Genomic DNA, 22,141 nt, shown 5'->3' with positions numbered 1-22,141 from the left:
TTATTTATCCCGTATGATGTTTTAAAACTCAGCATACAGGATGGTTTAATTTTTTTAAATATAAAAAATAAAGCCTAGAATAGATCGAGCTGACCTCCTTTGGGCGGCTTTGCATCACCAAAAATCGTTTTACCACCATGCTTCCAGGAGTCACGCCTTTCTATTTCAATGAGTTCGTCAAAGTTGTCGTTTGGTGTAAAACCTTTTTCTGCCTGCCGGGAAAGTTCTCCCAGTTTTTGAATGGCCTGCAACTTCTCTGCCTGACCGATCTTTGCTTTCTCAATTGCTTTCGAAAGCACGCTTAATGTTTCATCATATACTTTTACCGGTACAGGGAAAGGATGCCCGTCTTTACCGCCGTGGGCAAAAGAAAAACGAGCAGGATCTTTAAACCGCGAGGGCGTACCATAGATGATTTCGCTCACCAGGGCCATCGATTGTAATGTCCGCGGGCCCATTCCCTGTAACAGCAGCAGTTCTTCAAAATCTGCAGGCTGCTTTTCATGGGTGAGCCATAACATGGCTCCAAGTCGCTTAAGATCTACATCTTTTGCCCTCACATCATGATGCCGGGGCATGACAAGTTGCTGCACTTCTGCAATCATCCTTGAAGGATTTTCGGCGGTCATTGATAAAATTCCCTGTTGTGATGGCAAAGCCTCCTTTGCCACCATATTCAGTATCGCTCCCTGGTTCTGTCCGCAGATTGCCGTATGGGGTTCTTCTATAAAAGACTGCATCGCGCCAGAATGCCAGTGGTATCTCCTTGCGGTAGAACTCCCATCCTGCATTCCCTGTTGCACTACAGTCCATAAGCCTTCTGTATTTACCACAAAGCTGTGCATGTATAGCTGAAAGCCATCCTGCACTGCTGTATTGTCAACCTTTGCACTGAGTTTACTGCAGCGCACAAGCTCGGTACCGTTTAAGCCATTACGGTCGCTATATAACAACAGCTCCTGCGGAGTATTTTTAGAGGATTTGCCTTTTCCGCCACAAATATAAATTCCAAGTTCTTTCGACAGCGGATTAACAGCACTCTTCAATGCACCCATTACCGAAGTGGTGATGCCCGAAGAATGCCAGTCCATGCCCATCACTGCGCCAAGGCTTTGGAACCAGAAAGGATCACTTAACCGGCGCAAGACCTCGGCAGTGCCATATTCTGTAATGATGGCTTCAGTTATTGCCAGTCCGAGCCTGGACATACGCTCGGCCAGCCATTTTGGTATATGGCCATAATGCAAAGGCATGTCTGCTGTCCCGGATCTTTTCATGTATTATCCGAATTTAAACTGATCGATTCTTACCCAGTGCATTCCGGCCGCTTCGGCAGCTTTTACACCGGGGATCCCGTCTTCAAATACCAGGCATTTTCCGGGATCAACACCCAGCAATTCTGCCGCTTTAAGGAAAGGATCTGCAAATGGTTTGCCCTTCGGCGTTTCGCCGGCACAAACCAGTATTTCCACAAATTCGCTTACACCAATGATTTCCAGAGTCCGCTGTACCGCAATACGGTCTCCACCCGAGACTACGGCAATACGAACCCTCCCGGCATTGGCTTTCAGGTGTTCTACAACATAGGGAATTGGCAGTACCTTACTGATATACTCATCGGCAAACAGCTGTGCTTTTCTCGACCTGAATTCTTCAGGGTCCATACTGGCGTTGTAGCGCAGGTTCAGTTCTTCCACCACATTGGCGATAGGCCAGCCCGCAAGTTCATCGATGATTGCAGGGTCCATTTCTACCTGATATTGTTTGGCAACAGCAACGTATGTTGCTGCATGAGCAGGCATATTATCCGCCAGGGTACCATCGCAGTCGTATAAAAATGCCTGGTAATCCCCTTCCGTTAAATTACTGAGTCTTGAAAAATCAGATTCTTGCATAAAGTATTGCGCTTATATAATAAATTAATGATCAGATATGGTATCAGTTTTCTTTTGAAAACTGTAGATCAGGTATCCGAGTGCCGGCAGTATAAAAACACTGCCAGTCAGCAGCGCATATCCCAGTGCCTCCATCGTTTTTTGTTCTCCCTGATCAGCCAGCAGTGAAAGATTTGGCCCGCCCTTTAGTAGTACAATATCAGGAAAATGGCTGTATGTAGCTGCGAACAGGATCATTGTCACCTGAAAGCCTGCCAGTATCCGCAGCATCACTGGCTTGTTTTTGTTCAGGAAGTAGAACATAATGATGAGTGAGATCGTGGCCAGAATGATGGCAATAATACCGGGCACATCACTGAAGATCCAGTACAATAAAGGAATCCGGTCAATCCAGGCTGCCAGAAAAACCAAAGCACCGGCACCCATAACCACAAAGATCAGATACGTGGCCTTGCGGGTAAAACGCTTCCGGTCGAACTCGTCATCTGCCTGTCCTATGATAAATACGGCGGCAAGGTAAGCACAGATCGTAACGGTAAATATCCCTACGGCAACAGAAAACCAGTTGAGCCAGCTATAGATGTAGGCAGATACAAAATCATGTGCCTGGAGGTCAATTTTTGAGGAAACCACACTGGCAGCAATAATGCCCAGGAAAAATGGGGTAAGTACACTGGAGAGTATAAATATCCGGGTGTAAACTTTCTGCATATCATCTTTTACCGCATCGTAGTTTCTGAAAACGAACGCCGTGCCCCTGGCGATAATTCCCAGCAGCATACATACCAGCGGGATATGAAGATAGATAGAAACAGTAGTATAGATCCTGGGAAAACCTACAAAGAGGATCACGATCACAATAATCAGCCACATGTGGTTTGCTTCCCAGACCGGGCCGATCGCTTCATACATATTTTTACGGGTACGGTGCATGTTGGCACGTGAGGTAAACAATTCAATAATACCGGCACCAAAATCGGCGCCCCCTAGGAGCACGTATAAAAGTATGGCTGTCCAGAGAAAAATGATTACTACATATACCATGGCCTATTGAGTTTTATGATCGGTGGATGAATCGTACAGTTTGCCTACCATTGTAATCTGCCGGAACAACAGGAAGCTTACAATAACGGCCAGAGAGATATAAACAGCGGTAAAGAGATAAAACGAATAGGCAATTCCCGGCATCGGGGTTACAGCATCCGCTGTGCGCATTACGCCATAAATAATCCAGGGCTGCCTTCCCACCTCGGTAACCGTCCATCCGGCTTCGAGCGCCAGATAGCCCAGCGGGGTGGCAATCACAAATAGTTTCAGCAGCCACTTGCTGTCAGACCAGCTTTTTTTCTTTAGCAGGGCGATAAAATAAACAACCGACAGGGCCAGCATCGCCATACCAAGGCCCACCATGATCTGAAAGGCAAAATGGGTGACCATCACCGGCGGATGGTCTTTCTCAGGAATGCTGTCCAGTCCTTTCACTTCGGCATTAAAATCATTGGTAGCCATAAAGCTAAGGAGTTTTGGGATTTTCAATGCGTAGCTCACTGTTTTGGAAGCTGTATCCGGAATACCGCCTATCACCAGTGCAGCACCCTTCTCTGTGTGGAAATGTGCTTCCATTGCAGCGAGTTTAGCAGGCTGTCTCCTGGCTACGTCCTTGGCAGAAATATCACCGCTAAGCGGCTGCAGACAAGCGGCAACCGTAGCGAAAATCGCCGCAATACGAAACGCCTTGTTGTGGAAAGCTACATTTTTACCCTTCAGTATCATCAGCGCATGTACGCCGGCTACAGCAAACCCTGTAGACACAAAAGCAGCCACGCACATATGCAGTGCCTGCGAGAACCAGGCGGCATTAAACATCGCCTTCATCGGATCAATGTTCAGGTACTGGCCGTTTACAAAATCAAAACCCGAAGGGCTGTTCATCCATGAATTTGCCGCGACGACCAGAATGCCCGATAAAAGCCCGGTAATTCCAACTACCATTCCTGTCAGCCAGTGAAACCAGGGATGAAAGCGGTTCCAGCCATATAAATAAAATCCAAGTGCAATTGCTTCAATAAAAAACGCGGTACCCTCAAGAGAAAAGGGCATTCCGAAAATCGGGCCGGCATGTTCCATAAACCGCGGCCAGAGCAATCCGAGCTCAAAAGAAAGGACAGTTCCGGAAACAGCGCCGGTAGCAAAAAATATCGCTACCCCCTTGCTCCAGGCTTTGGTCACATCGAGGTAAACCGTCTCTTTTTTCTTTAGCCAGAAGTAGTGGGCGGTAGACATAAAAAACGGCATCACCATACCAATACAGGAGAAAACAATGTGGAAGCCTAAAGAAAAGGCCATCTGGAGTCGGGCAGCGAAGAAATCATCCATCCTGCAAAAATAGGCGTATTCGCTATTGCGAGATAGTGCTAATCCTAATCTTTTGCTTTGTTAATGTAATAATTTGCTGGTCCTCTTCAGATGGCCTTCAGGATATATTTCGGGCTAAACGTTTTCCGGTTTGACCTCTTCGCGTTCAAACTTACTGGCCGGTCGCACAATCATTCTCAGCGACTGGTCATTGGTCAGGTAGGCTACGCCCCAGTTATACAAAGTCCTGATTCTGTTCCTGTAATTGATCAGTGATAAAAGGTGAATGAACAGCCACATAAACAGGGCAAGCACACCACTGAAGAATAATTTAGGCTTAGGCAGATCGGCCACCGCCTTATTTTTTCCGATGATGGCCATTGATCCCTTGTCATAATAACTGAATGGTTTTAAGGTTGCATTGGACAATGCTTTGATCATATTTTTACCAAGGTTTTGTCCTTGCTGAATCGCCACCTGGGCCACCTGCGGATGTCCCTGCGGAAAATGCGGGTCAGTAGTCTGGATACAGGTATCGCCGATAGCGTACACATCTTCCAGCCCCTGTACCTTATTAAACTCATCTACGATCATTCTTTTTCCTCTGCCATAGGCAGCTTCAGGGATGCCTTTAAAAACAATAGCCGTTACGCCTGCTGCCCAGATCAGGTTTTTAGATACAATCGTATCGCCATTGGCAAAGTGTACAACATCATCGCTGAAGTCCTTCACCATCGCATTCAGCCGCACTTTTACCCCATTTTTAGTTAAGGTATCATAGGCATATTTCTGCGATTTCTCGCTCATTGGGGTAAGCAGTGCTTTTAGACCGTCCACCAGGTAAATCTCCCCACTGGCTCCAGCCAGTTCAGGATAATCCTTGGCGATGATGGTCCTTTTCATTTCGGCAAACATGCCGGAAATTTCTACTCCGGTAGGGCCGCCGCCTGCAACAACAACAGTCAAAAGTTTCTTTCTTAATTCAGGATCAGTTTCACGTGATGCCTGTTCCAGTCTTTCCAGCAGGGTATTGCGCATCTGCAGGGCGTCCGAAATGGTTTTCATTGGTATTGCGTTTCTTTCTACGCTCTCCATACCAAAGTAATTGGTTACGCAGCCGGTTGCAAATACCAGGTAATCGTAGCTGATCTCTCCGGTAGAGAGGATCAGTTTTTTTTGAGCCGGTACCACCTCCTCCAATTCGCCTAGTCTGAATGTGAAATTCTTTTTGCCCCTGAAAAGTTTACGGAAAGGATAAGAGATATTGGAGGTTTCAAGGTAACCTGTAGCTACCTGATAGATTAAGGGAGGGAAAAAATTATAATTGTTTTTATCGACTAAGACAACGTCAAATGATTCGTGATCAGAAAGGTTTTTTGCCAGGTTTACACCGGCAAATCCACCGCCCACAATGACTATCTTTTTTGGAGTATGATTCATTTTTAACAGCTATTGATGATTTATAGCCCTGTAGCAGCAATAAATGTGCTAAGTTTTGCAATTGGCAAACATTATTTTGTAATGTTTGCTATGCATATTTTTATGCCGCAATGATTTCAATCATAATTTAAGTAATTTTACAAAAACACCCTTCATATGTCTACTTTCAGTCAAGAATACTCCCAGAAACATGTACAATCACTGAAAAAAGGCAAATATGTTTTTATTGATTCTTTAAAAGAAGAACAGGATGAAAATGCAAGTGTGCCATTTTTTACTGCCAAAGCCATCATCATAGCAGAAAACCATGAAAGTTTTACCGGCGATATCGCTGTTTTAAACCTGAGCGACCTGATCCTGAAACAGTCTGCCTACATTGATGAAAATGGAAAGATCACCGAAGCCCATAAATTATATACCTGGCCGCGTAATCTCGGCAGCACCCCGCAATGGACAGCCGCCAAACATGAATTCCTGAACCAATACATTCTGAATTATCCAATTGAAGTCCTTTCACTGCAGGAGTCTAATGGTGTCACCTGGAGGTTTATTACACCGGAGAACTTTAAAAAGACCCCCGCAAACATAAAGACCTCTCCCGAATTTGAGGAGTATCTGGCAAATCAGGCTGAGTACTTCTTTCTGCGCCGCCCTTTAAAAGATCCGAAATAAGCAGGGCCTTGCACATGGGGGCTAGACCTTTAGCATCAATCCACCCTGATCACCCTGAGCTGATCCAGCATCGCCTGATTGATCTCTCCATTCATATTTTCATTCCAGTCTTCAAAGGATAAACTCAGCTCATGACTGCCCCTGGTCAGTTTCTGCTGAATAGTATTGCTGAAACCCCAGTCAGACCATTCATCCTTCCCGCGTTGCGGAAATACGAAGGTCCCTGCAAAAGAATGATCAATCCGGAGTGTTCTGATCGCACATTTGTTATCCGTATTGGTAGGCCCGTTTCCATTGGAATACCTGAAATCGAGCGCATAAGTTCCTGTTTCCGGCACATTTACAATGATGGTAAGCAGCTTGTTTTTAGATTTACTGATCTCAATAAAACCTTTACCGGAATATCCCTCATAAGGAAGGTCAGATTTTTCAGTAACGAGCGACAGGTCGATATGATTTATTTTCTGTGCAGGATAGATCAATACCGGTTCACTCGCAAAGGATCTTTCTCCAGTGGAATTATAGGCAATAACCTGATATTCACCATTTCTTTCGGCAGTGTAGTTGGGAACAGCAATTTTGGATATTTCTTTCCCATTGAAAATGACTGTATAGTTTGCACCTTCAATTTTCTCCCAGGAAATCAATTGTCCCTGAACTTTCAGCACCGGAGTGGCCGGAGAAAAAGCATCTTTAACCAAACCGACTTCTCCCTTTGCAAGGGTATTATTTGCTAAAATGATAACCACGTGGTGTAAACCTGACAAATCGGCCGGGACGGTGGCAAGAGGCAGCTCTTTGCCATCCATGGTAATCGAACGGATCTGGTTCCCAAATCCCGACAAGCTGATATCAAGTACTGCATTACGGTATTTGAAATTATTCAATGTGCGTTCTCCCTGTAAAATCTCAGGAACAAAGGGTTTAAATACGAGTGAATTTTCACGGACGTCGATCCCAAATATCACTTTATAGATCATACCCAGGTTCCCGGATAAGCTCCAGAGCATATTGCTCGAATTGATTTGGGTGCCAGCGAAATCACCATTGGATGACACAAAGTTTTCCTTATTGGTCAGGAATAATGCTGCAGGACGGTAAATAGCACTCATACTTTGAACCAGCGCTTCTGCATTGCCCGTTTTTGCTGCAGCGAGCGACCAGTACGACTGTACGAAAGGCCATACTGCATCATTATGGTATGGAGGGATGTCCGGAATCTGCGGATAGATGCAGGGAATACCAAAGTTAGTCACAGGACTGCGGGCGACCACAGATTTCTGGCGTTCAGGATCAGCGATGTCAAACAAAACAGTGAGTGCCTCTCCCAAAGCCTCGGCGCGTGGCGACAATAGTGGAAATTGTCTGCCATACAGGTACTGGCCATAATATCCTTTTTCCGGCATCCATAACCAGGTGTTGATGCCTGTTTTAATCTGCTCCGCTATTGCTGCGTACTTTTCAGCAGCTTCCGTATCTTTCATCAGTACCGCCATTTGTGACAATACTTCATTCACCTGATAATGCACAGCATTTGTGCCCAGATTTTCAGATGAATAGATATCGGCGGGTTCCATCCATTTCGGATAAGTCTGGTCACGCCAGTCGAGGAAGGAAGATTCCCCTCTTACCAGGCCGGTTTTTGAGTCATAAATATTCTTCAGATCGTCCTCAACAGAGTTTTTTATTACACGGTAGGCTTTCTCCAGCCACTGACGGTCTCCTGTGGTTTTGTACACCTCCCAGGCAGCAACAGCCCAGATCATCCTGTCAGAAGATACCGGCCAGGAGCCCCCTGATCCTGTATCCTGAGTGATTCTGTCATTCTTCACCTTCTTCAGCAGGCTGTGCTCAGAAACTTTCGGCTGCAGGGTCGCCATCGATAAGATGATGCTGTAACTGATATCACGTGTCCATACCCCTGCCCATTCCTTACCGGTTCTGAATGTACTGTCGGGTTCGATGGCATTTATCGCCTCTTCCAGCGCAAGATTATAAAGCGCATCCATCATAGGAATACCCGATTTATACTGTGGGAAAGCAGAAATATCTTTTGATAAATGCCAGGAAGAAGCAGTAGTTTTTTTCTCTTGCGGCTTGTTCATGTCCAGTGTGATGGTATAAATGCCATCGCCGTCATCATCGTGAAGTTCCAGTTCCTGATGATTGCCAAGGTTATCAAAGTCCCAGATCAGCGGGCTGATATTCCCTGCCACAAAAACTCCCTTGAAATCGGTTTTAAAGATTTTTGTACCATCATAGGTGGTGTAATACCCGGTTTCTTTAAACGCTGAGAGCACGTTACGAAGATCTAACCGGATGCTGAACTTGGTATCCGGTTGCAGGAAAACTCCTTTAGCTGGTATGTTTGGGTCTGTATACTGCTGTCCGAACCTGATCACAGGAGATTCAAATGCACCTTTTTCCGGCAGGATGGTCAGGAGATGGTTCTTGCCTACAGGCAGTTCATTATCCTTTCCATTCAGGCTAAATTTAAAAGACACAATAGGACTGATCTCCTGGTTTACCGGGCTTTCGTAATTTGAGCTCAGTGCTGTCGGGGAGAGGGCTACCGCTTCAAATGCGCCCTGAGTAACCTTGGTTTTTGATATGCTATAAAAATCAGACTGATAAATTTTGTCCATTGGTTTTCGCGACTTACATCCCGGCAGGGAGAACAGTAAAAGGGAATAAACAATTATTTTTGAAAAAGCTGGCTTCATTTATAATGGGTAATACGATTACAAACATATCCGAATACAGCTATTCATTCAAACATATCACGAATAATCCTCAAAAAAACTTTTCAAAAGACAGCCCATAGGTGAACAACAGGTTTTCCCTGTCCGTTCTGGAAACACGGTTATAATTTAAGGCCGTAGTTAAACTCAACCACTTGCTTACTTTAAAAGAAAGCCCGGAATCCGACCTGAAATTGTAATCCTCCCATTTTTTTAATGAGGGTTGAAAAAAGGTGGAATTATTAATCACGATAAACTCTTTAATGGTAACCTTAAAGACCAGCCGGAGCGAGTTCCTGTACGTCTGATATACATCCTGCACGCCATCTGCAAGCATAAGGTCACTGCTGTCAAACAGGACACCGTCACTGATGTTCACATAAACATTTTTCCTGTCATAAATACTGTAGGCTACGCCGGCACCGGCAAGCAGTTGATTATTGATCATCAGTGATTTACTGGTATTATAATTGGCGAGTCCCCAGTAAAAGAAATGAGGCAGCGAGCTGTACAGATTAAAGTCGAGCGCCGAAGAAAAGTCATTGTTTGTCAGTTGCCGGTCCTGCTTTCCATAAACCCAGGTATTGCTGAAATTCAGGTTAAAGGCTTTCTTTTTTATACCAAACTTTGCTGCGTTGTTCAGAAGATACGTATTACCGTCATTTGTTTTATTGATAGATCCTGTAGTAGCATAATTCACAGAATAATGCGTGCTGTCAGAAAATTGAGCTGATATATTAAAAGGAACAAAATAAAGGAGAAAGAGAAGGTAAAGGGATTTAACAGGCATACTTGCAAACAATCTTTAACGAGTTTAACGTTACCCGTTAAAGATTGTTTGTGTCCTGGCGCAATTAACTTAGGCGAGGCTACTGTCCCAATCCTTCCAAACCGGTTCATACCCCTGTTTTCGCAGCATATCCGCAATTTCCGCAGGGCTCCGGTCGTCCGAAATCTCAAACTGCTCCAGCGATTCCGGCTCTACTGCGTATCCCCCGGGATTTGTTTTTGAACCTGCACTAATCGCAGTAATTCCTAGATTAACGATATGATCACGAAATATGGTAGACTCCCGGGTGGAAATGGACAGCTCTACTTCCCCGTTCAGCAGCCTGTAAGCGCAGATCAGCTGTACCAGCTCCCGGTCGCTCATTTCAACCTTCGGCTCCAGTCCACCGCTAAAGGGCCGCAGCCGCGGAAAGGACAGGCTATACTTGCTTTTCCAGTATTTTTTTTCCAGGTATCCCAGATGTAAGGCAGTAAAGAAAGAGTCTGTACGCCAGTCTTCCAGACCGATCAGCACACCCAATCCCATTTTATGAATCCCTGCGGCTCCTAACCTGTCCGGTGTTTCAAGCCGGTATTCAAAGTTGGATTTTTTGCCCTTTGGGTGGTGCTTTTTGTAATCTTCCCTGTGGTAAGTCTCCTGGTAAACCAGTACAGTATTCAGGCCCATAGGAATCAGCTCCTGATAATCCTCCTGATCCATCGGCTGTACTTCCATGGAGATATGCGAGAAATGAGGGCGGATCAGCTCCAGTACCTTTTTAAAGTAATCCGTATGCACCGTCTGATTGGCTTCTCCTGTTACCAGCAGCACATGGTCATAACCCATATCTTTGATCACCGCTACCTCCTGCATGATCTCTATCGGGGACAATGTTTTACGACGCACCTTGTTGTCAAAACTAAAGCCACAGTATGTACAGATGTTATTGCATTCATTGGAAAGATACAGTGGTACGTATAATTGCATCACCTTGCCAAACCTTTTGAGCGTCAGCTGCCTGCTCAGCTGTGCCATCTGCTCCAGATATGGCGCAGCCGCCGGGGAGATGAGTGCCTTAAAATCCTCCAGTGTCCGTGTTTTTTTTGCCAGTGCTGCCTCAACATCACCAGCGTTCTTCGCGTAAATACTTTTACTGGTCTCCTCCCAGCTATAAGTTTCAAAAATCTGGCTAAAGTTCATCCAGGAAGGAGGTTAAGGGACTGCTTGCAGCAGCCTGTGAACTAAGGGAACCCAATTTTGCTTCGTAGGCCATTCTTCCTGCAATTACCGCGATCTTAAAGGCTTCAGCCATACGTACAGGGTCACCGGAAACCGCGATCGCAGTATTAACAAGTACGGCATCTGCTCCTATTTCCATTGCTTTGGCAGCATCAGAGGGCGCGCCGATCCCGGCATCAACGATCACCGGAACATTGCTCTGGCTGATGATCATCTCCAGGAAATCAATTGTTTTGAGCCCTTTATTGCTGCCAATAGGAGATCCGAGTGGCATAACTGCAGCTGTGCCGGCATCTTCCAGGCGCTTGCATAAAACAGGGTCTGCGTGGATATAAGGCAGGATGATAAATCCCAGTTTCGCCAGTTCTTCGGTTGCTTTCAGCGTTTCTATCGGGTCAGGCATCAGGTATTTAGGATCCGGGTGGATCTCCAGTTTCAACCAGTTGGTTTCCAGCGCTTCCCTTGCCAGCTGTGCCGCAAAGACAGCTTCCTTCGCATTGCGCACACCCGAAGTATTGGGCAGTAAACTGATATGCGGATATTTCAGGTGACTGAGGATATCATCCTCCTGGCTTTTCAGGTCCACCCGCTTTAGCGCTACAGTAACCAATTCAGAACCAGAGGCCAGCAAGGCCTCCTCCATCAGCACCGCTGAATTAAACTTCCCCGTACCTGTGAGTAAACGGGAGCCAAATACTTTATCTGCTATAGTTAACATAAAATTCTTCGTTTAAGTGGTTACTTCTTGTTAATAATCCCGAGACTGCAATACCATGAACACCTGCAGATAACAACAGATCTATATCCGGCAATTCAATCCCTCCTATGGCAATGACTGGCGTAGTGATTCCGGCCTCCCGCATCTGCTGCAGGATCATTCTGTAACCTGCCAGTCCGAGTACCGGGCTCAGGTTCTTTTTCGTGGTGGTAAACCTGTAAGGGCCGAGCCCGATATAATCCACGCCTTCCGCCACTCTCCTGAGTATATCGCTGAAAGTATTGGCAGTACCGCCGATACATTTGGAGTAACCCAGGATTGCCCTCGCTTCAGGTACAGGCATATCATCCAGCCCCAAATGCAGCCCATAGGCATCCACTTCAAGTGCCACCTGCGGATAGTCGTTTATAATCAGTTTTGCACCGTAGTTGCGGCAGAGTACACTGGCCTTTACGGCAAGTTCCAGCACCTCCTCTTCAGGCTTTTCCTTCACTCGCAGCTGTATCCATTTTCCCCCATCCCACAGCACCTTTTCTATAGCCGTCAAATGCGAACCCTGTTCCGCTGCCTGCGAGATATATTGTATTTTTTCTATGATCATGATATCATTTGGTTGATAATGTTCCAGCCATTATTGCTCAGTTTATTCTTCGTTTGCGGGTTCATTGTGATGCTCTTCTATCTTACTCAACAGTTCTTTTAAAGCTGCCAGGGGAGAAATCTCATGGTGCCAAAAGCTTCCCAGTACCGCTGCGCCATCAAACTTCATTTTTTTCAGTTGCCCCAGTTTCTTTGCTTCCACGCCTCCGATAGCAAATACCTTGGCAGGCATCCGGGGCAGCACGAATCCATCTCCCTGCACAGCATGATAACCCGGCTTGGAGATACTGTCAAACACAGGTCCGTAGAAGACATAGCCGAAACTGCTGAGCTCAGTGATGACGGACAATTCATGTACAGAAGTACTGAGATAAAAACCGGCATCCAGCAGGTGTTCAATATCAGCAGATGATAACTCCCTGCGCCGCTGCTCTTTAAAATGCAGCCTTGCAATATCAAACTCTTCAGCAAGTTCATGATGCTGATGAATGGAGATCAAAGGATGATATTCCGGATCTATGTCCTTCATCAGCAGCCTGAACTGCGCCGGATCATCCGCAGTTTTCCTGATATGGAGCAGGCGCAGCCCCTCAGCAAAAAACTGATTGATCAGCGCTGCTTCTCCTTCAAAATAATCTGGTGGTGTTACAACAATCAGTTCCATACTTTCAAAACTTCAATCTTTTTATCAATTGATCATCCTTTTTATCACTTGATCATCGTTTGCATCCGGAATCTAAGGCTAAGCGCTATCAGTAAAAACCCGTCGCCCCAGGTATTCTGTGCTCGTTTTGCAGCAAGCCCCCCGGCTATGACTACAAATAAATCTCGCTTCCTTTTGCGGCGAATTCGCGCGATTTCTCTTCCATTCCTTTTGCCAGTGCGGCCTCATCATCAACGCCCTGCTTAGCCGCATACTCCCGTACATCCTGCGTAATCTTCATCGAGCAAAAATTCGGGCCGCACATCGAACAGAAATGCGCGATTTTTGCGCCATCCGCCGGCAATGTTTCATCATGAAATTCTTTCGCCGTATCCGGATCAAGAGAAAGGTTAAACTGGTCCTCCCATCTGAATTCAAACCTGGCTTTGCTCAAAGCATTATCACGGTACTGTGCCCCGGGATGCCCTTTTGCCAGGTCGGCCGCATGCGCTGCAATTTTATACGTAATCACCCCATCCTTTACATCTTTTTTATTCGGTAAGCCCAGGTGTTCTTTTGGCGTTACGTAACACAGCATCGCCGTACCAAACCAGCCGATCATGGCAGCACCAATGGCAGAAGTGATGTGATCATAGCCCGGGGCAATATCCGTAGTCAATGGCCCCAGTGTATAAAATGGTGCTTCAGAACAATGTTCCAACTGTTTTTCCATATTAGCCTTGATCAGGTGCATTGGCACATGTCCCGGCCCTTCAATGATCGTCTGTACATCATGCTTCCAGGCAATCTTCGTCAGCTCCCCAAGTGTTTCCAGCTCAGCAAACTGCGCTTCGTCGTTAGCATCTGCAATACATCCCGGCCTTAGTCCGTCGCCCAATGAAAAAGCTACATCATAAGCCTTCATGATCTCACAGATTTCTTCAAAATGAGTATACAGAAAACTTTCCTGGTGATGCGCAAGGCACCATTTTGCCATGATCGATCCACCACGGGAAACAATTCCCGTAACCCTTTTTGCCGTGAGCGGAATATAACGCAGCAGCACCCCTGCATGGATCGTAAAATAATCTACCCCCTGTTCTGCCTGTTCAATCAGGGTATCCCTGAACAGTTCCCAGGTAAGGTCTTCAGCTTTGCCATTCACTTTTTCCAGCGCCTGATAGATCGGAACCGTACCGATAGGCACTGGTGAATTACGGATAATCCATTCCCGGGTTTCATGGATGTTTTTACCGGTAGATAAATCCATAATGGTATCTGCACCCCAGCGGCAAGCCCATACTGCCTTTTCAACTTCTTCCTCAATACTTGATGTTACGGCTGAATTTCCAATATTGGCGTTGATCTTGACCAGGAAGTTCCTGCCAATGATCATGGGCTCTGATTCCGGATGGTTAATATTGGAAGGGATAACAGCTCTGCCGGCAGCTACTTCCTGGCGCACAAATTCTGGTGTGATATACCCCTGCGGAGTGTTCGCCCCGAAACTATGTCCCTGATGCTGATGGTTCATCGTTGAGGCCTGATCACCCAGTTGTTCATTTACCAGGTCGATACGCTGGTTTTCCCTGATCGCGATGTATTCCATCTCTGCCGTAATGATCCCCTTTTTTGCATAATGCATCTGGCTGACGTTACTGCCCGCCTTTGCCCGGTAGGGCTGATGCTGAAAAGCAAAGCGCAGGTGATCCAGCGAAGGATCATGCAGTCTTTTTGTTCCGTATTCCGACGAAATCTGATCAAGTTTTTCCACATCCCCCCTGCCCGCGATCCATTGTTCCCTGATCCTTGGCAGGCCCGCTTTTACATCAATCACTGCATTGGGATCCGTATACGGGCCACTCGTGTCATAAACCGTTACCGGAGGATTTGCCTCAGTTAAACCAAATCCGTTATGGATCTTTGTTTCGCTAAGACTGATTTCACGCATCGCGACTTCAACCGGGTGAAGCTCGCCTTTTACAAAGATTTTTCGGGATGCCGGAAAGGGCGTCCTGCTGATGACCTCATCATTCGGAGTTTTTTCTGTTTTCATTGATGATTTTTTTAAGCAGTTTGACAGATTGATTCGTTTCTATGCTCTTGCGGCTGGTCAGTCTGATGTAAAATCTACAGCAAAGCCGCCCCCGGGCATAAAGGATAATAGGTTTTGTAAACTGGTCAGCCCCCCTGTGTGGCTTTGATGAGCACAACCTGATCACCGGGTTTGAGCATATATGCGGGCCAATCGGATTTCGGGACAATAGCCTGGTTCACGGCTATCGCAATACCGTTTCCCGGAACATGTAAAACAGCAGACAACAGCTGCGATACAGATGAAGAAGCATTGAGCTTAAAGGCTTGATTGTTTACAGTAATTTCCATCTTTTATTATTTTTAAACGATAGGAATTGCCTGTAACAGGAGAGAAAAAAGACAACATAGCAATTGTCTCACTTTTCCCTTCGGCAGTACTAACTGCATCAGGTTCAAAGGGTATATCTCAGCACAAGGCACCCCTAAAGTTTTTGTAAACGTATAAATTATATCTTAAAAAAAGAAATTATCATGAATTTTTTAAAAAAAAAGATTAGAAAGCGATCCTTGGAACGCATTCCAAAAAATATCTAAGCATTTAGATATAGTGATATCAATAAACATTGATACACATTCCAGTGGTAACTGATAAAAATCCGGCGCTTCAGGCATCTCATCACATTGTCACAAATCACCAACAAACATCAGATGTTTAAATAATAATACGCACCTTTAAAACATCAGACGTTTACACCACATACATCTGATGTTTAATAATCAATATATAATGAAACTTTCAGACAAGGTTATTGCAGCCATTAAAAAAGATATTGCCTCCGGGCGACTCAAAAAGGGCGAAAAAATTCCTGCCGAACCAGAACTTATGGAAATTTACCAGGTCGGCCGCTCTACGATAAGAGAAGCTATAAAAACCCTGGCCATTTCGGGGATCCTCAAAGTACAACAGGGATCCGGCACTTTTGTAGCCTCAAAAATCAGAGATGAATCACTTACCCAGCGCTTGCGCAGGGCAGATTTTGAAGAAGTAAATACCGTACGTGCAGTGCTTGAAAATGAGATTGTACGCCTGGCCTGTACCAACCGGACAGCAGCTGACATCGAAAACATGCAGGAGCTGCTGCTACAGCGAAAGAAAGCCATCGAAGCCAGCCAGCCAAAAAAATGTATGGATGCTGATGTGGGTTTTCATATCAGTATAGCTAAAGCCGCTGGTAATAAAGTACTTTCAGATCTCTATGAAAATTTCAGCCTGGTGCTGCAGGATTTCTTTGAAAAAAGAGAGGAAAACATAGGGCATTTCAGCCGCAGTCAGCAATCACACGAAGATCTGGCTGCTGCCATCGCAAAACAAGACCAGAAATCGGCAGAACAACTTTTAAAAAGTATCTTACACCACAATTACTAAATATATCATGACTATCTTCACTTTTACCCTGATCCTATTACTTGGCGCCTATCTTGCAGGACTTGCCGGCTCCCTTACCGGCCTTGGCGGCGGTGTAGTGATCATTCCATTGCTTACACTATACTTTCACGTAGATATCCGCTATGCCATCGGAGCAGCCCTGGTTGCATCAATAGCAACCTCGTCGGGTTCTGCAAGTGCCTATGTCAAGGAGGGAATCACCAACGTCCGCCTGGGGATGTTCCTCGAAATTGCAACCACGGCCGGGGCGGTAATCGGAGCTATCCTCGCAATCTATACCCCTGTTAATATTGTTGCCATCCTGTTTGGCGTAATGCTTATTTTTTCTGCAGCCATGACCCTGAGGAAGAAGAGCGAAGCAGCCCTCATAACCGGCAGTAAATGGTCTTACAAATTTAAACTAAATGGCAGCTATCCTACAAAGGATGGCCCTGTAGATTACAAACTTAACAATGTAGGCGCCGGATTTTCAATCATGACCCTCGCGGGTATGCTTTCGGGTTTGCTGGGCATTGGATCAGGTGCACTTAAAGTGCTGGCAATGGACACTGCTATGAAAGTTCCCTTTCGCGTAAGCACTACCACCAGTAATTTTATGGTAGGTGTAACAGCTGCTGCAAGTGCAGTAGTTTATCTGCAAAGAGGCTATATTGATCCGGGCATTGCATTTCCCGTGATTATTGGTGTGCTGGCAGGTGCTTTCACCGGTTCAAAATTATTGATGAAAATCAATGTGAATTCACTCAAACTCATCTTTAGCATCGCCATTACGCTGATCGCACTAAATATGATTTATAATGGTTTTAACCACAAATTCTAAGCAAGATGACGACTAAAGAAAATAAAAAAATGACCGATTATGACATGGAGCAACTGATCGGCCAGGTATTAAGATTAGGAGTGCTGATTTCAGGCTCTGTAGCTATTGTTGGTGGAATCTGGTATTTGTACCAGCAGGGATCCGGGCTGCCGCACTATAGCACTTTTAACGGGGAGCCGGCAGGATATACCAGCCTAACCGGTATTCTGAGCGGGCTGGCAAAGGGAAGCGCCTCTGAGATCATACAGCTGGGAGTAGTGATCCTGATCGCCACCCCCATTGTCCGCATCTTCTTTTCCCTGGTATCCTTCATCATTGAGAAGGACAGACTTTATATTGTGATCACCTCGATTGTACTGTTTATCATCCTGTTCAGCATGTTCGCCGGACTGAAAGTATAATCTCGTTTACAGCGCTGGTTTTACAAGAGACCAAGCGCTGTGATTTATGCCGTTTTTACCGCTACTTCCCTTGTTTTATAATATACAAACAAGGCAGTGGCAGTTAAACCGATCATTCCTTCTATCAGTACCGCAGGTCTTGGTCCCAGCATATTGGCGAGCCAGCCGATCAGCAGGCTGCCCACAGGGATCAGTCCCTGGTAAGCCATAATATAGTAACTGATTGCGCGGCCCCTCATTTCCGGAACAGCGTGGGTCTGGATATACGTGTTGATAGCTGAGCTCTGACCCATCATTCCTACCCCGGCCAGCACCATAAAGAGCAAAGCAATTGGCAGCTGAGGCGAATATGACAGCAGCATCAGGCTAAATCCAAGGATCCCGCCGGCAATCATAATCAGTTTCATCAGCGTGTTACTGTGTTTCAGATTTGCCAGGTAAATGGCACTTACAATGGATCCCAGTCCCGCAGCACTCTCAAACCAGCTAAATGTTTTGGCGTCACCATGAAAGAGATCTTTTGCAAATATGGGCATCAGTGTATTAAACGGCATCACAAAGAGACTGCTGATACCAATCATCATAATCACACTGCTGAGTTCTTTATCCCCCGAAACATATTTAAAACCCTCATGAAGTTCGGCCCAAATGCTTTTTACAGGTTTTTCAATTACAGGAGTATGTAATTTCATCATAAATAAACAGATCAATACAGGGATATAGCTTAAAAAGTTACCTATAAAACATACGTCTGTACCAAAAGTGCTGAGGATGATTCCAGCCACTGCAGGTCCCGCAATACGGGCAAAATTGGTCATTGTAGAATTTAAGGCGATCGCATTGGGCAGGTCATTCTTGTCATCTACCATCTCTACCATGAGCGACTGCCTGCAGGTCACATCAAAAGCATTGATAATGCCTTGCACCAGGCTTAGGCCGATGATCATCAGGATGTTGTTGTATCCCAGAAAAAGCATTCCGGCTAAAACACCCGCCTGTACCATAGAGATGACTTGTGTAATCACCATAATGCGGTAACGGTCGTGCCTGTCTACCAGACTGCCCGCATAGGGAGACAAAACCAGCGAAGGGATCAGGCTCACAAAACCCACTACTCCAAGTAAAAGGGCAGAACCTGTGATCTGATAAACCAGCCAGCTCACTGCCGTCTTTTGCATCCATGTCCCGATCAGGGATATAGATTGTCCATAAAAAAAGAGCTTGAAATTACGTGATTTTAGTGATCGAAAAACAGTCATGGTTTGTTGTATTGTATTACGCAACAAATTTCGGCAATCACTATCTATTTATAAAATTGATAGATTTAATGATTTTGATTAGTTTTAACGATCGATTATGGAAGTCAGACAACTTAATTATTTTATCAAAGCGGCAGAGCTGCTGCACTTTACTGATGCCGCGGCAGCCTCTTTTGTTACACAATCCACCCTCTCCCAGCAAATCAAACAGCTGGAGGGCGAATTAGGTACGCCCTTATTCGACAGGATTGGCAAACAGGTTCGCCTGACTGAAGCAGGAAGTATTTTTTTGATCCATGCCCAAAAAATTATCCTTGATATTAAAAAGTCCAAACAGGCTTTGTTTGAATATGGCAATATGATGAATGGCCAGCTGAACATTGGGGTTACATACTCCTTCAGCTCACTGATCCTTCCGGCCCTGACTCCCTTTTCCCAAAAATATCCTGGCATTGCTGTTCATGTAGAATCAGGCGCAGCAGGCCAGCTGGAAAATAAGCTGAGAATGGCCGACCTGGATATTATCCTTGCCTTTCATGAGCAGACAGACAGCGACGGACTGGAGATGCAGCCGCTGTTTTCCTCAAGGGTGATGATGGTGGTATCGAAAAATAATCCCATGGCCAAACTTCACAAGATCACGTTAAAAGAGCTTGCAAAAACCGATCTTATACTACAGGGCAGTGGATTCAACTCCAGGGATATGCTTACAGAAATATTCAAAAAAAACCGTGTCTCTCCCAATATCAAACTGGAGATGAACGATGTGCACTCCCTGCTCTCCATGGTAGAAGCCGGGAACTGGGTGACGATTATCAATGAAAAAGCCATTACCAACTGGGATGGGTTAATTGCCATTCCCATTTCAGGCAGAGAGCTGTACAGGCAGGCTTCCATTCTATGGCAGCAGGGCGTTTACCGTAAAAGATCCGCCGTTTTGTTTATGGAAGAACTGATGAAGGTAATTTAAAAATTTTGTTTATCAGGCCTCAATGATCATCGTCAGCAATATCAGGATACATCAGTCATGACCCAGCGCAATCTGAAGCTTCACCGCCACCAGGCTGGGGAACTAATCCTGCAAAGATAATCTGTACTGGAAGATATCCTCAATAGAGACAACTGTAGTACGCTGGTCTTCGGCAAAAACTGCAATCTCAGGTAAACGTGCCATGGTACCGTCTTCGTTCGTCAGCTCGCATAATACCGCAACAGGCTTTAAACCAGCAAGGATCATCAGGTCAATACTGCCCTCTGTATGTCCCCTTCTGCCGAAAACGCCATCAGCATTTGCACGTAACGGAAAAACATGCCCTGGCCTGGAAAGGTCTTCGGGTTTAGCTTTATCGGCAACGGCAGTCCTGATCGTATGGATCCTGTCGGCCGCAGAAACCCCCGTAGTTACGCCCTCTTTTGCTTCGATAGTTACAGTAAAAGGAGTATGATATTTACTGGTGTTTACATGTACCATTGGTGGCAGTTCAAGCAGGTCTGCACGGTCTGGTGTCAGGCAAAGGCAAACGATCCCGCTGCAGGTCCTGATCATTAAGGCCATATCCTCAGCACTCATTGTAGCTGCGGGAAAGATCAGGTCACCCTCATTTTCCCTGCTTTCGTCATCAACCACCAATACACCCTTACCATCCTTGAGACAGCTCAGCGCATTTTCAACTCTTTCCTTAAAATCTTTTCCAAAGCGCGACAGCTCATTTTGGTCTTCCATACTTAAATTCTTGTCTTTGATGGTGCAAAGGTGTATAATTAACGGCTCAATTCAAATTCAATCCACAAATAGATCTATACCGCCATTTTCAGGCTAATAAAAAAGGTGGTACCTACATCAGGCTCACTTTCCAGCCATATTTTACCATGCTGTAACAATATAAATTCTTTACATAGAACGAGGCCCAGTCCCACCCCTTTCTCGTTGTTCGTGCCGTAAGTGCTTGCCGACTGCAGCGAAAAAATATTTTGCTCATTCGTTTTAGCAATTCCAACGCCGTTATCCTTTACACTGATCCAGCACTCTGTACCATGCGCTTCGGAGGAGATATTGATCTCTCCGTCATATGGCGTAAACTTGATGGCATTGTTGATCAGGTTACGGATCACCAGCTCCAGCATGTCATGATCTGCAATTACCTGCATCCCCTCTGGTATCTCATTGGTAATCGTAATATTCTTTTCTTCTGCCAGGCTTGCCTGCATCAATATTGTAGATTCAAGAGTTTCCTGCAGGTCTAGCCTGACCAGGTTAACCGATACCCCATCCATTTGCGTCTTGCTCCAGGAAAGCAGGTTGATCAGCATCTGCCGGGTATACCTGGTTTCGCGCAGCAGGCTGGAATGAATAATCTTTTTCTCGCTTTCGTTGATATGCTCGTCTAAGGACATCTCCAAAAAATTCTGGATGGAATTTAATGGTGATCTCAGGTCATGCGCCAGGATAGAGAACAGTTTATTTTTTGACTGGTTAGACAATTCAAGCAGCTCCGCACGGTTCTCGGCCAAGGTCTTTTCCCTGTTGTGGCTGTCAATAATACTTGTAATGATAAAATATACGATAAGCAGGGTAAAGAAATAAACATAGGCAAAATCCAGCGACCTTCTCAGTTCATCACTGTGTTTCAGGGGCACGCTTTCAGGAAACTTATACTGATAAACAATCAACAGCAGCGCGACAATGATATTGATCCCCACCCACAAAAAGCGCTGTTTAGCTGGTACAATACTCATTACCAGGAAAAAAAACAGGAGATAGATGACCAGACTGGGCCCATTGATCCCGGAGTTATTCAGAAAAAAAATAACGAATACAATATTGCCAAGGATACAGAATACCATTACGGCCAAACTGTGCTTAAACTTAAATTTAGACAGATAGTACAGCCCACATGCTGCAAATACCGAAGGAGTAAGTAAAATGCTCAGATTGTACAGGCCAATAAAATAATTGAAGAAAATACTGCAGCTGAAAAGAAGGATGGTAAAGATACAGGTGACATGAAAAATTCGTGCTTCAAGGGTATGCGTTTCAGGACTGCCGGTCAGCGCGGTCCAGTTGGATTTGATGCGGTTTTTTGTAATCATAGAAGAGTGGTCACT

The 22,141-nt window shown here is 45.4% G+C and carries 21 protein-coding genes and 1 riboswitch; of the genes, 5 read left to right on the top strand and 16 right to left on the bottom strand.

The window, feature by feature from the left end:
• Positions 1-74: 74 nt before the first annotated feature.
• The 5 genes from FN831_RS18185 to FN831_RS18165 form a co-directional block, all read right to left on the bottom strand.
• Positions 75-1,277, bottom strand: a complete 1,203-nt coding sequence (locus tag FN831_RS18185; RefSeq protein ID WP_142529613.1) for a DUF763 domain-containing protein — start codon at positions 1,275-1,277, stop codon at positions 75-77.
• A 3-nt stretch (positions 1,278-1,280) separates the two neighbouring features.
• Positions 1,281-1,895 carry an HAD family hydrolase gene (locus FN831_RS18180; protein WP_142529612.1) on the bottom strand — a complete coding sequence of 205 codons (615 nt, stop codon included), beginning with the start codon at positions 1,893-1,895 and terminating at the stop codon, positions 1,281-1,283.
• A 24-nt stretch (positions 1,896-1,919) separates the two neighbouring features.
• Complete coding sequence (locus FN831_RS18175; RefSeq protein ID WP_142529611.1) at positions 1,920-2,939, bottom strand: cytochrome d ubiquinol oxidase subunit II; 1,020 nt, start codon at positions 2,937-2,939, stop codon at positions 1,920-1,922.
• Between the two features lie 3 nt (positions 2,940-2,942).
• Positions 2,943-4,271, bottom strand: a complete 1,329-nt coding sequence (locus tag FN831_RS18170) for a cytochrome ubiquinol oxidase subunit I (protein WP_142529610.1) — start codon at positions 4,269-4,271, stop codon at positions 2,943-2,945.
• Positions 4,272-4,385: 114 nt separating this feature from the next.
• Positions 4,386-5,690 (bottom strand): NAD(P)/FAD-dependent oxidoreductase, encoded by a 1,305-nt coding sequence (locus tag FN831_RS18165; RefSeq protein WP_142529609.1) that lies wholly within the window; start codon positions 5,688-5,690, stop codon positions 4,386-4,388.
• 156 nt (positions 5,691-5,846) lie between these two features.
• Between FN831_RS18165 and FN831_RS18160 the strand changes: the two genes are divergently transcribed.
• Entirely contained in the window at positions 5,847-6,362 is a 516-nt protein-coding gene (locus FN831_RS18160) for a hypothetical protein (protein ID WP_142529608.1), read from the top strand.
• A 35-nt stretch (positions 6,363-6,397) separates the two neighbouring features.
• Here FN831_RS18160 and FN831_RS18155 read toward each other — a convergent pair whose 3' ends face one another.
• The 8 genes from FN831_RS18155 to thiS form a co-directional block, all read right to left on the bottom strand.
• A complete protein-coding gene (locus FN831_RS18155) occupies positions 6,398-9,085 on the bottom strand; it encodes an alpha-L-rhamnosidase-related protein (protein ID WP_142529607.1) in 2,688 nt (895 codons plus the stop codon).
• 70 nt (positions 9,086-9,155) lie between these two features.
• Complete coding sequence (locus FN831_RS18150; RefSeq protein WP_185960530.1) at positions 9,156-9,893, bottom strand: DUF481 domain-containing protein; 738 nt, start codon at positions 9,891-9,893, stop codon at positions 9,156-9,158.
• Positions 9,894-9,962: 69 nt separating this feature from the next.
• On the bottom strand, positions 9,963-11,072 hold the full coding sequence (gene thiH / locus FN831_RS18145; RefSeq protein ID WP_142529606.1) for a 2-iminoacetate synthase ThiH: 1,110 nt from the start codon (positions 11,070-11,072) through the stop codon (positions 9,963-9,965).
• Entirely contained in the window at positions 11,062-11,829 is a 768-nt protein-coding gene (locus tag FN831_RS18140; protein WP_142529605.1) for a thiazole synthase, read from the bottom strand. The genes thiH and FN831_RS18140 overlap by 11 nt, the downstream gene beginning before the upstream one ends.
• Entirely contained in the window at positions 11,810-12,430 is a 621-nt protein-coding gene (locus tag FN831_RS18135; RefSeq protein ID WP_142529604.1) for a thiamine phosphate synthase, read from the bottom strand. Before FN831_RS18135 ends, FN831_RS18140 begins: the two co-directional genes overlap by 20 nt.
• 42 nt (positions 12,431-12,472) lie before the next feature.
• The gene (locus tag FN831_RS18130; protein ID WP_142529603.1) at positions 12,473-13,093 is read right to left on the bottom strand and encodes a thiamine phosphate synthase; all 621 of its coding nucleotides are present in this window, start codon (positions 13,091-13,093) and stop codon (positions 12,473-12,475) included.
• Positions 13,094-13,244: 151 nt separating this feature from the next.
• Entirely contained in the window at positions 13,245-15,128 is a 1,884-nt protein-coding gene (gene thiC, locus FN831_RS18125) for a phosphomethylpyrimidine synthase ThiC (protein WP_142529602.1), read from the bottom strand.
• A 125-nt stretch (positions 15,129-15,253) separates the two neighbouring features.
• Positions 15,254-15,457: a sulfur carrier protein ThiS gene (gene thiS / locus FN831_RS18120; RefSeq protein WP_142529601.1), complete on the bottom strand. Its 204-nt coding sequence runs from the start codon at positions 15,455-15,457 to the stop codon at positions 15,254-15,256.
• Between the two features lie 58 nt (positions 15,458-15,515).
• A riboswitch (TPP riboswitch) is annotated at positions 15,516-15,603 on the bottom strand.
• Positions 15,604-15,896: 293 nt separating this feature from the next.
• Here thiS and FN831_RS18115 point away from each other — a divergent pair.
• The 3 genes from FN831_RS18115 to FN831_RS18105 are packed head-to-tail and all read left to right on the top strand — an operon-like array spanning position 15,897 to position 17,777.
• Positions 15,897-16,535 carry a FadR/GntR family transcriptional regulator gene (locus FN831_RS18115; protein WP_142529600.1) on the top strand — a complete coding sequence of 213 codons (639 nt, stop codon included), beginning with the start codon at positions 15,897-15,899 and terminating at the stop codon, positions 16,533-16,535.
• A 7-nt stretch (positions 16,536-16,542) separates the two neighbouring features.
• Positions 16,543-17,376 (top strand): sulfite exporter TauE/SafE family protein, encoded by an 834-nt coding sequence (locus tag FN831_RS18110; RefSeq protein ID WP_142529599.1) that lies wholly within the window; start codon positions 16,543-16,545, stop codon positions 17,374-17,376.
• A 5-nt stretch (positions 17,377-17,381) separates the two neighbouring features.
• Positions 17,382-17,777: a DUF1634 domain-containing protein gene (locus FN831_RS18105; protein WP_142529598.1), complete on the top strand. Its 396-nt coding sequence runs from the start codon at positions 17,382-17,384 to the stop codon at positions 17,775-17,777.
• Between the two features lie 44 nt (positions 17,778-17,821).
• Here FN831_RS18105 and FN831_RS18100 read toward each other — a convergent pair whose 3' ends face one another.
• The gene (locus tag FN831_RS18100; RefSeq protein WP_142529597.1) at positions 17,822-19,036 is read right to left on the bottom strand and encodes an MFS transporter; all 1,215 of its coding nucleotides are present in this window, start codon (positions 19,034-19,036) and stop codon (positions 17,822-17,824) included.
• 97 nt (positions 19,037-19,133) lie between these two features.
• Here FN831_RS18100 and FN831_RS18095 point away from each other — a divergent pair, with 97 nt between their 5' ends.
• Complete coding sequence (locus FN831_RS18095) at positions 19,134-20,006, top strand: LysR substrate-binding domain-containing protein (RefSeq protein ID WP_142529596.1); 873 nt, start codon at positions 19,134-19,136, stop codon at positions 20,004-20,006.
• A 102-nt stretch (positions 20,007-20,108) separates the two neighbouring features.
• On the opposite strand, the gene ribB is transcribed toward FN831_RS18095, so the two are convergent.
• Positions 20,109-20,759, bottom strand: coding sequence for a 3,4-dihydroxy-2-butanone-4-phosphate synthase (gene ribB, locus FN831_RS18090; RefSeq protein WP_142529595.1), 651 nt, complete (start codon positions 20,757-20,759; stop codon positions 20,109-20,111).
• A 74-nt stretch (positions 20,760-20,833) separates the two neighbouring features.
• Positions 20,834-22,126, bottom strand: a complete 1,293-nt coding sequence (locus FN831_RS18085; protein ID WP_142529594.1) for a sensor histidine kinase — start codon at positions 22,124-22,126, stop codon at positions 20,834-20,836.
• Positions 22,127-22,141 lie beyond the last annotated feature (15 nt).

Origin of the sequence: Pedobacter westerhofensis, from assembly GCF_900182595.1 — a bacterium.
GTDB classification, from domain to species: Bacteria; Bacteroidota; Bacteroidia; order Sphingobacteriales; family Sphingobacteriaceae; genus Pedobacter; species Pedobacter westerhofensis.
Note: the sequence above shows the minus strand (reverse complement) of the source record. Positions and strands in the feature narration are given on the sequence as shown.

Excerpts from the sequence above, each read along its gene's own strand:
- FN831_RS18185 (WP_142529613.1), bottom strand. The coding sequence starts at position 1,277 with ATGAAAAGATCCGGGACAGCAGACATGCCTTTGCATTATGGCCATATA.
- FN831_RS18100 (WP_142529597.1), bottom strand. The coding sequence starts at position 19,036 with ATGACTGTTTTTCGATCACTAAAATCACGTAATTTCAAGCTCTTTTTT.
- FN831_RS18150 (WP_185960530.1), bottom strand. The coding sequence starts at position 9,893 with ATGCCTGTTAAATCCCTTTACCTTCTCTTTCTCCTTTATTTTGTTCCT.
- FN831_RS18135 (WP_142529604.1), bottom strand. The coding sequence starts at position 12,430 with ATGATCATAGAAAAAATACAATATATCTCGCAGGCAGCGGAACAGGGT.
- thiS (WP_142529601.1), bottom strand. The coding sequence starts at position 15,457 with ATGGAAATTACTGTAAACAATCAAGCCTTTAAGCTCAATGCTTCTTCA.
- FN831_RS18140 (WP_142529605.1), bottom strand. The coding sequence starts at position 11,829 with ATGTTAACTATAGCAGATAAAGTATTTGGCTCCCGTTTACTCACAGGT.
- FN831_RS18110 (WP_142529599.1), top strand. The coding sequence starts at position 16,543 with ATGACTATCTTCACTTTTACCCTGATCCTATTACTTGGCGCCTATCTT.
- FN831_RS18180 (WP_142529612.1), bottom strand. The coding sequence starts at position 1,895 with ATGCAAGAATCTGATTTTTCAAGACTCAGTAATTTAACGGAAGGGGAT.
- FN831_RS18115 (WP_142529600.1), top strand. The coding sequence starts at position 15,897 with ATGAAACTTTCAGACAAGGTTATTGCAGCCATTAAAAAAGATATTGCC.
- FN831_RS18105 (WP_142529598.1), top strand. The coding sequence starts at position 17,382 with ATGACGACTAAAGAAAATAAAAAAATGACCGATTATGACATGGAGCAA.
- FN831_RS18170 (WP_142529610.1), bottom strand. The coding sequence starts at position 4,271 with ATGGATGATTTCTTCGCTGCCCGACTCCAGATGGCCTTTTCTTTAGGC.
- thiH (WP_142529606.1), bottom strand. The coding sequence starts at position 11,072 with ATGAACTTTAGCCAGATTTTTGAAACTTATAGCTGGGAGGAGACCAGT.
- FN831_RS18155 (WP_142529607.1), bottom strand. The coding sequence starts at position 9,085 with ATGAAGCCAGCTTTTTCAAAAATAATTGTTTATTCCCTTTTACTGTTC.
- FN831_RS18085 (WP_142529594.1), bottom strand. The coding sequence starts at position 22,126 with ATGATTACAAAAAACCGCATCAAATCCAACTGGACCGCGCTGACCGGC.
- thiC (WP_142529602.1), bottom strand. The coding sequence starts at position 15,128 with ATGAAAACAGAAAAAACTCCGAATGATGAGGTCATCAGCAGGACGCCC.
- ribB (WP_142529595.1), bottom strand. The coding sequence starts at position 20,759 with ATGGAAGACCAAAATGAGCTGTCGCGCTTTGGAAAAGATTTTAAGGAA.
- FN831_RS18160 (WP_142529608.1), top strand. The coding sequence starts at position 5,847 with ATGTCTACTTTCAGTCAAGAATACTCCCAGAAACATGTACAATCACTG.
- FN831_RS18095 (WP_142529596.1), top strand. The coding sequence starts at position 19,134 with ATGGAAGTCAGACAACTTAATTATTTTATCAAAGCGGCAGAGCTGCTG.
- FN831_RS18175 (WP_142529611.1), bottom strand. The coding sequence starts at position 2,939 with ATGGTATATGTAGTAATCATTTTTCTCTGGACAGCCATACTTTTATAC.
- FN831_RS18130 (WP_142529603.1), bottom strand. The coding sequence starts at position 13,093 with ATGGAACTGATTGTTGTAACACCACCAGATTATTTTGAAGGAGAAGCA.
- FN831_RS18165 (WP_142529609.1), bottom strand. The coding sequence starts at position 5,690 with ATGAATCATACTCCAAAAAAGATAGTCATTGTGGGCGGTGGATTTGCC.